Annotated in this window: 10 protein-coding genes and 1 pseudogene; all 11 read left to right on the forward strand. The window is 65.6% G+C overall.

The window, feature by feature from the left end:
* Window positions 1-870: SPOR domain-containing protein (locus EN745_RS21310; protein ID WP_145992083.1), on the forward strand; the 870-nt coding region annotated here is incomplete at its 5' end.
* A 132-nt stretch (window positions 871-1002) separates the two neighbouring features.
* The gene (gene nagZ, locus EN745_RS21315) at window positions 1003-2022 is read left to right on the forward strand and encodes a beta-N-acetylhexosaminidase (protein WP_127422187.1); all 1020 of its coding nucleotides are present in this window, start codon (window positions 1003-1005) and stop codon (window positions 2020-2022) included.
* Between the two features lie 63 nt (window positions 2023-2085).
* Entirely contained in the window at window positions 2086-2886 is an 801-nt protein-coding gene (locus EN745_RS21320; protein WP_127422193.1) for a ScpA family protein, read from the forward strand.
* Window positions 2883-3638, forward strand: coding sequence for an SMC-Scp complex subunit ScpB (scpB, locus tag EN745_RS21325; RefSeq protein WP_127422188.1), 756 nt, complete (start codon window positions 2883-2885; stop codon window positions 3636-3638). The genes EN745_RS21320 and scpB overlap by 4 nt, the downstream gene beginning before the upstream one ends.
* Window positions 3639-3818: 180 nt before the next feature.
* Window positions 3819-4037: a twin-arginine translocase TatA/TatE family subunit gene (locus EN745_RS21330; protein WP_126054200.1), complete on the forward strand. Its 219-nt coding sequence runs from the start codon at window positions 3819-3821 to the stop codon at window positions 4035-4037.
* Between the two features lie 29 nt (window positions 4038-4066).
* Window positions 4067-4789 (forward strand): Sec-independent protein translocase protein TatB, encoded by a 723-nt coding sequence (tatB, locus tag EN745_RS21335; protein ID WP_127422189.1) that lies wholly within the window; start codon window positions 4067-4069, stop codon window positions 4787-4789.
* Window positions 4786-5661, forward strand: a complete 876-nt coding sequence (gene tatC / locus EN745_RS21340; RefSeq protein ID WP_127422190.1) for a twin-arginine translocase subunit TatC — start codon at window positions 4786-4788, stop codon at window positions 5659-5661. The genes tatB and tatC overlap by 4 nt, the downstream gene beginning before the upstream one ends.
* Window positions 5662-5757: 96 nt before the next feature.
* Window positions 5758-7062 (forward strand): serine--tRNA ligase, encoded by a 1305-nt coding sequence (gene serS / locus EN745_RS21345; RefSeq protein WP_127422191.1) that lies wholly within the window; start codon window positions 5758-5760, stop codon window positions 7060-7062.
* A complete protein-coding gene (gene surE, locus EN745_RS21350; protein ID WP_126054204.1) occupies window positions 7062-7820 on the forward strand; it encodes a 5'/3'-nucleotidase SurE in 759 nt (252 codons plus the stop codon). The genes serS and surE overlap by 1 nt, the downstream gene beginning before the upstream one ends.
* Complete coding sequence (locus EN745_RS21355) at window positions 7817-8476, forward strand: protein-L-isoaspartate(D-aspartate) O-methyltransferase (protein ID WP_127422192.1); 660 nt, start codon at window positions 7817-7819, stop codon at window positions 8474-8476. The genes surE and EN745_RS21355 overlap by 4 nt, the downstream gene beginning before the upstream one ends.
* Before the next feature lie 115 nt (window positions 8477-8591).
* Window positions 8592-10108 (forward strand): annotated as a pseudogene (locus EN745_RS21360) (peptidoglycan DD-metalloendopeptidase family protein).
* The last annotated feature ends 139 nt before the right edge of the window (window positions 10109-10247 follow it).

Here is a 10247-nt window from a genome sequence, read left to right on the forward strand (position 1 = left end):
TCCTCGCGCGCAACCAGCGAGCCATCGGGCTTGACCATCATGGTCCTGACCTTGCGTGGCGCGACGGCGATGCCGGGCGTGGATGCGCCGGGCAGCGCCGATGCGGCGCCGGCGCCGAAATCCGAGGATCGCATAGCCCAGGTCCTGCAGGAAGCCGACAAGGGGACCAATCCGGAAGTCGTCGCCGTCGCGCCACGCAAGGTCAGGACCATGATGGTCAAGCCCGATGGCTCGCTGGTTGCGCGCGAGGATCCTGCACCCGAGGCTGCTTCGCAGGTTGCTGCCGCTGAACCGGCCGATCCGGCGCCGCAGCATGTCGCCCCCGCGGCGCAGGCCGGCGCCGAGCAGACCGGCACTGTGGCGCCGGCGACCGATCAGGCAAGCGATCAGCCGACCAACCAGGTTGTCAGCGCCGACCAGACCGAGGCCGCACAGCCGGCCGAGGCGCCAAAGGCCGAGGCGAAGGCCGAAGCCAAGACGCAGACCACCCACACCCAGTCGGCCAATACGCCGGCCACTGTTCCGGTGGCGCCGCAGCGTCCGTCCGACCAGCCGGTCGACGTCGTCGGCGAGGTGAAGCCCGACCAGGTCGCCTCCATATCGCCGAGCGCAGCAGCGGCAGGTGGTGGTTCGTGGTCGATGCAGATCGCCTCGCAGCCGACGGTTGAAAGCGCGCAGTCCACATACCAGGACCTGCAGCGCCGCTACGGCAGCGTGCTGTCGGGCCGCACCGCCAACATCGTCAAGGCCGAGATCGCCGGCAAGGGCACCTTCTACCGCGTCCGCGTGCCGGCGCAGTCGCGCAACGACGCGATCGCCCTGTGCACCAGCTACAAGGCGGCCGGCGGCAACTGCTTCGTGTCGCGCTGAGTCTGGGCGCAATCCAGTCAACCCGGCGCGGCCGCAGGGCCGCGCCGGTTTTTTGTGGACCGGGATCGGGCCTTCAACCGCTTGTCATGCGGGTGATTCCCTTTGTCCGCGCGAAGCCCTAAGCTCCAAGGCATGACCGAATCAAAATCCATGATCCTCGGCTGCGCCGGGAAATCGCTCACCCCAGAGGAAATCCGCTTCTATCGCGACGAGCGGCCCTGGGGTTTCATCCTGTTTGCCCGCAATGTCGGCGAGACCGAGCAGATCCGCGATCTGGTGGCCTCGATGCGCGACACCGTCGGGCGTACGGACGCGCCGGTGTTCATCGACCAGGAAGGCGGCCGGGTGCAGCGCCTGCGGCCGCCGCTGGCACCGAACTATCCTGCGGGTGGCGCGCTCGGCGCCTTGTGGCGCAATGACCGCGAGGCCGGCCGCCGCGCCGCATGGCTGATGGCGCGCCTGCATGCCTTCGACCTGCTTCGTCATGGCATAACCGCCGATTGCCTGCCCGTGCTCGATGTGCCGGTGGAAGGCGCCAGCGATGTCATCGGCGCGCGCGCCTACGGCAAGGAGCCGGGTGCCGTGATCGAGCTCGGCCGCGCCGCGGCCGAGGGGCTGATGTCGGGCGGCGTGCTGCCGGTGATGAAGCACATTCCCGGGCACGGGCGGGCCTTTGCCGACACGCATTTCGAGCTGCCGACCGTCGATACGCCGCTCAGCGAACTGCGCAGCCATGATTTCGCTCCGTTCAAGGCGCTCAACCATTTGCCGATGGCAATGACGGCGCATGTCGTCTACAGCGCCGTCGATCCGGAAAACCCGGCAACGACCTCGGCAAAGGTGGTCAACGACATCATCCGCGGCGAGATCGGCTTCGACGGTCTGCTGATGAGCGACGACACCTCGATGAAGGCACTTTCTGGGGATTTCCCGACAAAGGCGGCGGCGATCCTTGCGGCGGGCTGCGATCTGGTCCTTCACTGCAACGGCGTTTTCGAGGAAATGTCAGGCATCGCGTCACGCACCACGGCGCTTGCCGGCAAGTCGCTCGAGCGCGCCGAGCGGGCGCTGTCCTATATTAAAGATCGCGACCTCGCGAACGAGACCGAGATACGCGCCGAGTTTGCCACCTATTTCGACGCGGTGGCCTGACAGGGGAAAGAGACAGGGGCAGTGGCGGAAACATTGGACAGCAAGGCCGCGAAGGCCGCACCGATGGACCGTCTGTGGGCCGAGAACGACGATGCGCGCGTCACCGGCGATCCGTCGCTGGTCGTCGACGTCGCCGGCTTCGAGGGCCCGCTCGACCTTCTCCTGCACCTGGCGCGCAACCAGAAGGTCGATCTGGCGCGCATATCGATCCTGGCGCTGGCTGAGCAGTACCTCGCCTTCATCGAGAAGGTGAGGGCGCTGAGGCTGGAGCTTGCCGCCGACTATCTGGTGATGGCGGCGTGGCTCGCCTTCCTGAAGTCGAAACTTCTGATCCCCAAGCAGCCGGGCGAAGAGGGCGAGAGCGGCGAGGAACTGGCGGCGGTGCTGCAGTTCCGGCTGAAGCGGCTGGAGGCGATGCGCGATGCCTCGGCAAGGCTGGTCAACCGCAACCGGCTCGGCCGCGACGTGTTCGCGCGCGGCATGCCGGAGATGGTCATCATCGAGAAGCGCAACGCGTACTCCGCCTCGCTTTACGATCTGCTCACCGCCTATGCGCAGCAGCGCCAGAAGCAGGCGATCAACAATGTGACGATCGCCAGGCGTGGCGTGTGGTCGCTCAAGGATGCGCGCGACATCCTGAACAGGCTGGTCGGCACGCTCAGCGACTGGACGGCGCTGGACAGTTTCCTGATCGAGTATCTCGCGGCGCCGGAGGAGCGGCGCACGGCGGTCGCCAGCTCCTTCGCCGCGACGCTCGAACTGGTGCGTGAGGGCAAATTGGACTTGCGGCAGGAGCAGGTGTTCGCGCCGATCTATCTGCGCGGCCGCGCGCAAGGCACAAAGGCAGTCGAGGTGGTAGCATGAGCGAACGCGCCAACGCTTCGGTCATTCCGTTCAAGGTCGAGGACGAGGCCGAGGAACCTGCGGTCGAGCAGGCTTCTGTCGAGAATCCGGCCGAGCGGCTCGCTCTGGCGGAAGCCGTGCGCATGGCCGAGGCGATCATCTTCGCCAGCGCCGAGCCGGTCAGCGAAAAGCAGCTTGCCGCACGTCTGCCCGACGGCATCAACGTCGCCGCTGCTATGGCCGACCTGCAGCAGATCTATGCCAGGCGCGGCGTCAATCTGGTGCGTGTCGGCGATGCCTGGGCCTTCCGTACCGCCGGCGATCTCGCCTTCCTGATGAGCCGCGACACCATCCAGCAAAGGAAGCTCTCCCGCGCGGCGCTCGAAGTGCTGGCGATCATCGCCTATCACCAGCCGGTGACGCGGGCCGAGATCGAGGACATCAGAGGCGTCGAAACCTCGAAGGGCACGCTCGACACGCTGATGGAGACGGAATGGATCAGGATGCGCGGCCGACGCCGTACGCCCGGCCGTCCCGTCACCTACGGCACGACGGACGCCTTCCTCGATCATTTCGCGCTGGAGGAGATCCGCGATCTTCCCGGCATGGAGGAACTGAAAGGCGCCGGGCTGCTTTCGACCCGCATGCCATCGAATTTCTCCGTGCCGCTGCCGCCGGCCGACCCTGACGCGCTGACCGAGGACGAGGATGCATTGACCGACATCGACCTCGAGGAACTCGGCCTGTTGACGCCGCGCGTCACGGAAGATTGACCCGTAAGATCCGTTGAAAACGGCCGGCAGGCGATGGGCTGCGCGGATTCGTAGCGGGCACTCGCGGCAAAAGTGCGTGACTTCCGACCGCCTTTCATCAACTCTGTTGCGGTTGTGTTTGAATCCCAACGCGAAAACGCATAGATCATCGCCAGGGAAATCATTCGAGAGAGAGTAGCTATGGGTTCGTTTTCGATTTGGCACTGGATGATCGTGCTGGTGATCGTGCTGCTGGTGTTCGGCCGCGGCAAGATTCCCGAGCTGATGGGCGACATGGCCAAGGGCATCAAGAGCTTCAAGAAGGGCATGGCCGACGACGACGCTGACGACAAGCGCACCGTCGAGCACCGCGCCGACGAAACCGTTTCGGCGGTGAAGGAGAAGGCCAGCAAGAGCTGAGCCCGAGGTTCTAGTCGGAACAGATTGCCATGTTTGAAGTCGGCTGGACCGAGATGCTGGTGATCGCGGTCGTCATGATCGTGGTCGTCGGGCCGAAGGATTTGCCCAATATGCTGCGCACGTTCGGCCGCACGACGGCAAAGCTGCGCGCCATGGCCGCCGACTTCCAGAAGCAGTTCAACGAGGCGCTGAAGGAAGCCGAGCTCGACGACGTCAAGAAGTCGGTCGACGAGCTCAGGGGGCTCAGCCCGGTCGCCGAGATCCGCAAGCAGCTCAATCCGTTCGAGCAGGCGGCGGCCGATGTCCGCTCTGGCGTCGATGCGGCGATGAAGCCGAAGCCTGCCGTCGATCCGGCCACGCCCGTTGCTTCGACGCCACAAGCCAGCGAACCGCTGAAGAACGGCGCCACGGTATTGCCTGGCGTCGAGGCGCCGGAAGCGACGCCGGCGGCGCCGATCTTTCCAGCGATGACCGACGATGCCGTGGTAACGCCGGCGGTTGCCGCTGCAACGGCGGCGCCGCAGACGGTGGAAGCCAAGAAGCCGGCAACGGCGAAGGCCGTCAAGGCACCAGCAACCGTGGCGAGGGCGACGGCTGCGAAGGCAAAGCCGACGCCAGCGAAAGCGGCCAAGCCAGCCGCGCCAGCAAAGACATCCAAGCCGGCCGCAACCAAGGCGGCGAGCAAGGCTGATGTGAAGCCCGCGCCGGCGACGAAGCCCGCGCCTAAGAAGACGGCGGGAGCCGCCAAGTGAGCGTCACGGACCAGGAAAGAGACGAAATCGAGAAATCGTCGGCGCCGCTGATCGAGCATCTGATCGAGCTGCGCCGGCGGCTGATCTGGTCGCTCGGCGGCTTCTTTGTCGCCTTCCTCGTCTGCTTCTTCTTTGCCAAGCGGCTGTTCAACCTTCTGGTCATCCCGTTCAAGTGGGCGACCCAGTGGGCCGGGCTCGACCCGCACAAGGTCGAGCTGATCTACACCGCGCCGCAGGAGTTCTTCTTCACGCAGGTGAAGCTTGCCATGTTCGGCGGCATGGTCATCGCCTTTCCGCTGATCGCCACGCAGATCTACAAATTCATCGCGCCCGGCCTCTACAAGAACGAGCGCAACGCATTCCTGCCGTTCCTGATCGCCTCGCCGATCCTGTTCCTGATGGGCGCGTCGCTGGTCTATTTCTTCTTCACGCCGATGGTGATGTGGTTCTTCCTCGCCATGCAGCAGACCGGCACCAACGACCAGGTGCAGATATCGCTGCTGCCAAAAGTGTCGGAATATCTCAGCCTGATCATGACGCTGATCTTCTCCTTCGGCCTGGTGTTCCAGTTGCCCGTGGTGACCAGCCTGATGACCAGGGTCGGCATGCTGTCGTCGAAGGCGCTGGCCGAGAAGCGCAAATGGGCGATCGTCATCGCCTTCGTCGTCGCCGCCGTGCTGACGCCGCCCGATCCGATGAGCCAGATCGGCCTCGCCATCCCGACCATCCTGCTCTACGAGGTCGCCATATGGTCGGCCCGGCTGATCGAACGCGGCCAGGAGCGGGACCGTCTGGCGCGCGAGAAGCAGGAGGCCGGAACGGAAATGGCCGAGAACGCCGCTGATGCGTCGTCGACGCAGGCTCCAAGCTAGGCAGAGCCGGAAAAACACGGGCGGCGGCATTCGCCCGTCTTGCATCGACCAGGGATGCGGTTTACGCCCTCGGGCCTCAGCCAAGGACGGACAACCATGCTTGACATCAAATGGATTCGCGACAACCCGAAGGCTCTTGCCGAGGCGTTGGTGAAGCGCTCGTGGTCAGCCGGGGAGGCGCAATCCATTGTCGACGGGCTGATCGCCAAGGACGAGGCGCGGCGCGAGCATTTGACAGAGCTGCAGGTGAAGCAGGAACGCCGCAACGCCGCCTCAAAGGAGATCGGCAACGCCATGCGTTCGGGCGACGCGGCGCTTGCCGAGAAGCTCAAGGCCGAAGTCGGCGAGATCAAGGCCTTCATCCAGAACGGCGAAGCGCGCGAGCGCGAGCTCGACAAGGCGCTGAACGACGCGCTGGCCGTGCTGCCCAACGTGCCGCTGGACGATGTGCCGGTCGGCAGGGACGAGCATGACAATGTCGTCAAGCGCATTGTCGGCAAGGCGCCGGCGCGGCCGAACTGGGTGAAGGAGCACTTCGAGGTCGGCGAAGCGCTGGGCATGATGGATTTCGAGCGGGCGGCGAGGCTTTCCGGCTCGCGCTTCACGGTGCTGACCGGCCAACTCGCGCGTATGGAGCGCGCGCTTGGCCAGTTCATGCTCGACCTGCACACGACCGAACATGGCTACGAGGAAGTCCAGCCGCCATTGATGGTGCGCGACGAGGTGCTGTTCGGCACCGGGCAATTGCCGAAATTCGAGGGCGACCTCTTCTTCACTCCGCATGGCGATGGCCGCCTGGGCTTGATCCCCACCGCCGAAGTGTCGCTTACCAACCTCGTGCGCGAGGAGATCACCGCGCACGAAAAACTGCCGTTGCGCTTTACAGCGCTGACGCCATGCTTCCGCTCGGAAGCGGGGTCGGCAGGGCGCGACACGCGCGGCATGCTGCGCCAGCACCAGTTTTACAAGGTGGAGCTGGTCTCTCTCACCGATCAGGAGACGTCGATCGCCGAGCATGAGCGCATGACGGAATGCGCCGAGGCGGTGCTGAAGCGACTGGAGCTGCCGTTCCGCACGGTGACGCTGTGCACCGGCGACATGGGGTTCGGCGCGCGCAAGACCTATGACATCGAGGTGTGGCTGCCCGGCCAGAACGCCTATCGCGAAATCTCGTCCTGCTCGGTCTGCGGCGATTTCCAGGCCAGGCGCATGGATGCCCGCTACAAGGACAAGGACGGCAAAGGCAACCGCTTCGTCCATACACTCAACGGTTCGGGCACCGCCGTCGGCCGCGCGCTGATCGCCGTCATCGAAAACTACCAGAATGAGGATGGCAGCGTAACCATTCCTGAAGCGCTGCGGCCTTACATGGGCGGTCTGACGAAGATCGAATCGAAGTAATGCGCATTCTGCTGACCAATGACGACGGCATCCACGCCGAGGGCCTGGCGTCGCTCGAGCGCATCGCGCGCACGCTGTCGGACGACGTCTGGGTGGTGGCGCCGGAGCAGGATCAATCCGGCTACGCGCATTCGCTGTCGATCTCCGAGCCGCTGCGGCTAAGGAAGATCGGCGACAAGCACTACGCCGTGCGCGGCACGCCGACCGATTGCGTCATCATGGGTGTCAAGAAGATCCTGCCGGGCATGCCCGACCTCATCCTGTCCGGCGTCAATTCCGGCGCCAACATCGCCGACGACGTCACCTATTCGGGCACCGTCGCGGGCGCCATGGAGGGCGCGCTGCTGGGCGTCCGCTCGATCGCGGTCAGCCAGGCCTATTCCTATGCCGGCGAGGACCGCGTCGTTCCCTACGAGACCACCGAGGCGCTGGCGCCTGCGCTGCTGAAAAAGCTGGTCGCAATGCCATTGCCGGACGGCGTGCTGCTCAATGTCAATTTTCCGAATTGCGCGCCCGACGAGATCGAGGGCACTGTCGTCACCTCGCAAGGCAAGCTGGTGCACAGCCTGTGGGTGGACGAGCGCCGCGACGGGCGCGGCCTGCCTTACTACTGGCTGCGCTTCGGCCGCGAGCCGGTCGAAGGCAAGAAGGGCACCGATCTCCATGCCATGCGCAACCGGCTGGTGTCGGTGACGCCGTTGCAGCTCGACCTTACAGCTCATGAAATTCGCGACCAACTGACCAAGGCGCTCGCATGAACCAGCCGATTTCAGTCGACGACCGCGAAGGTTTTGCCGCCTTCCTGCTGCGCCTGCGCGGCCGGGGGTCGGCGCCGAAGCCGCTGATTGCCGCCTTCGAGGCGACGCCGCGCCGTGGCTTCCTGTCCGGCCAGTTCCATTCGCTCGCCTGGTCGGACGGCATGCTGCCGATCGAATGCGGCGAGGCGATCGAGGGCGCCGACCTGCAGGCCGCGGTACTCGCGGCGCTTGGCATCGAGCCGGGCAACCGCGTGCTGGAGATCGGCACCGGGACTGGCTACACGGCGGCGGTGATGTCGCGGCTGGCTGCGCGCGTCGTCACCATCGACCGCTACAAGACGCTGACGGAGCAGGCCAGGCAGCGCTTCGAGGCGCTCGGCATTGGCAATGTCATCGTCCGGCAGGCGGACGGCTCCAACGGATTGCCGAATGAAGGGCCGTTCGACCGCATCGTTGCATGGGCGGCCTTCGACAGCCTGCCGCGTTTCCTGCTCGACCAGCTGTCGAGCGGCGGCGTGGTCATCGCGCCGATCGGCCCGGAGGAGGGCGAGCAGGTGCTGGCCAAGCTCACCAAGGTCGGTAGCCGCTTCGAGCGCGAGGACATCGGCATCGTCAGGCTGCAGCCGATCCTGCGCAGCGTCGCCTCGGTCATCTAACGCCCTCCGAATATTTTAAGAAAATTTTCGTCGGATTCTAAGGGGTTAACCGACCAGTAACATTAACGCGCTTTAATCATGACCAGTTTGTACCGGGTCTGTGCGGGTTAGTGCGATGCAATTCAGTGTTTTGAAGGCAAACGGACGCAATCTGGCGCGTGGCTGCGCCATCCTCATGATCGCAGGCGCCGCCGCGGGGTGCAGCTCCCAGGTCGCCCGCTTCAATGGTGTCGACGACGTCTTCACCTCGTCGACCAACAATCAGCGCGCCATCATCGACAAGCAGGACGTCGCCCAGCCCTATCCGGGCGATGCGGTGGCGCCGGCGCCTGTCGACGGCAGTCATACACAGTCGGTGAGCCGCTCCAGCCTCGAGCCGGTTTCGGTGCAGCAGTTGCCGCCGCCGGTGTCACAGCCAGCCCAGTCGTCCGCCGCGAAGCCGGTGCGCACCGCTTCGGAGCCGGTCCTGGCGCAGCCCGCCACGCATGTCGACAGGACGACGACCGGCACCGTCGCCCCGGCGACGAAGCCATTCAAGGAGGCGCAGCCCGACGCGCCGAAGATGGCGGCCGCCGGCACGCCGCGCGCCACCGAGATCGTGGTCCGGGACGGCGAGACCATCTCCGGCCTGGCGCAGCACTACAAGGTGCCGGCCGACGTGATCATGAAGGTCAACGGGCTGAGCCCGATCAAGGGCCTGAAGACGGGCCAGAAGCTGGTCATTCCCGCCTATGCCTATTCGAGCAAGGAGCCGGCGCAGAAACTCGCCGACACCAAGCCCGCCAATGCGCCCAAGCCCGCCAGCGCGCCGGAAAAGGTAGCCGTGCTGCCGCAGCAGCCGAAGCTCAAGGACGGCAAGTCGGCCGCGCCGGTCGATGCTTCCGCCGCCGCGAGCGGGGCGAAGGACGCCAAGCCTGCGACGCAGGTCGCCTCGGCCAAGCCGGCTGGCGCCGGCGGCACCTACACGGTCCAGCAGGGCGACACGCTGTCGTCCATCGCCAGGAAAACCGGTGTCGGCGTCGTGTCGCTCAAGCAGGCGAACGGCATGCAGGACGGTCTGCTCAAGATCGGCCAGACGCTGAAGGTTCCGGCGGCGGTACGGCGACTGTCGCCGCCGCGAAGCCGGTCAAGGTCGACCCGGTGACGACGGCCACCACGCAGCCGGCCGCGAAGCCGACAGAAACGCTCGCCTCCTACACGCCGCCGAAGAAGGACGCCAAGGTCATCCAGCAGGCCGAGGACGACGACGCGGTGGCGCCGGATGCTACCGGCATCGGCAAGATGCGCTGGCCGGTGCGCGGCCGCGTGATCTCCAATTTTGGCGGCGGCAAGGACGGCGTCGACATCGCTGTGCCGGAGGGAACGCCGGTGAAGGCTGCCGAGAACGGCGTCGTCATCTATGCCGGCGACGGGCTGAAGGAATTCGGCAACACCGTCCTGGTGCGGCACGAGAACGGGCTGGTCACCGTCTACGGCCACGCCAGCTCGATCGAGGTGCAGCGCGGCCAGAAGGTCAAGCGCGGCCAGGAGATCGCGCTGTCCGGCATGAGCGGCACCACCGACTCGCCGAAGCTGCACTTCGAGGTGCGCAAGAACTCCGCCCCGGTCGATCCGTCGGGCTATCTCGAATAGAAGAAGAACAATTGCGGGCCGTCTGAGACCTCCAGTCCAGCCCGCCGGCTCAGCCCGCTCCGCAAGGGGCGGGCTTTTTCAGCTGTCTGCCTGACCTCAATCCTTCAGCGGCTTGCCGAGACGGCCGGCAAGGTCCTGG

Source organism: Mesorhizobium sp. M4A.F.Ca.ET.022.05.2.1 (assembly GCF_003998845.1).
Classification (GTDB): Bacteria; Pseudomonadota; Alphaproteobacteria; order Rhizobiales; family Rhizobiaceae; genus Mesorhizobium.

Bases quoted from the DNA above. Each gene is read 5' to 3' on its own strand.
- nagZ (WP_127422187.1), top strand. From the start codon at position 1,003: ATGACCGAATCAAAATCCATGATCCTCGGCTGCGCCGGGAAATCGCTC.
- EN745_RS21320 (WP_127422193.1), top strand. From the start codon at position 2,086: ATGGACCGTCTGTGGGCCGAGAACGACGATGCGCGCGTCACCGGCGAT.
- scpB (WP_127422188.1), top strand. From the start codon at position 2,883: ATGAGCGAACGCGCCAACGCTTCGGTCATTCCGTTCAAGGTCGAGGAC.
- EN745_RS21330 (WP_126054200.1), top strand. From the start codon at position 3,819: ATGGGTTCGTTTTCGATTTGGCACTGGATGATCGTGCTGGTGATCGTG.
- tatB (WP_127422189.1), top strand. From the start codon at position 4,067: ATGTTTGAAGTCGGCTGGACCGAGATGCTGGTGATCGCGGTCGTCATG.
- serS (WP_127422191.1), top strand. From the start codon at position 5,758: ATGCTTGACATCAAATGGATTCGCGACAACCCGAAGGCTCTTGCCGAG.
- surE (WP_126054204.1), top strand. From the start codon at position 7,062: ATGCGCATTCTGCTGACCAATGACGACGGCATCCACGCCGAGGGCCTG.
- EN745_RS21355 (WP_127422192.1), top strand. From the start codon at position 7,817: ATGAACCAGCCGATTTCAGTCGACGACCGCGAAGGTTTTGCCGCCTTC.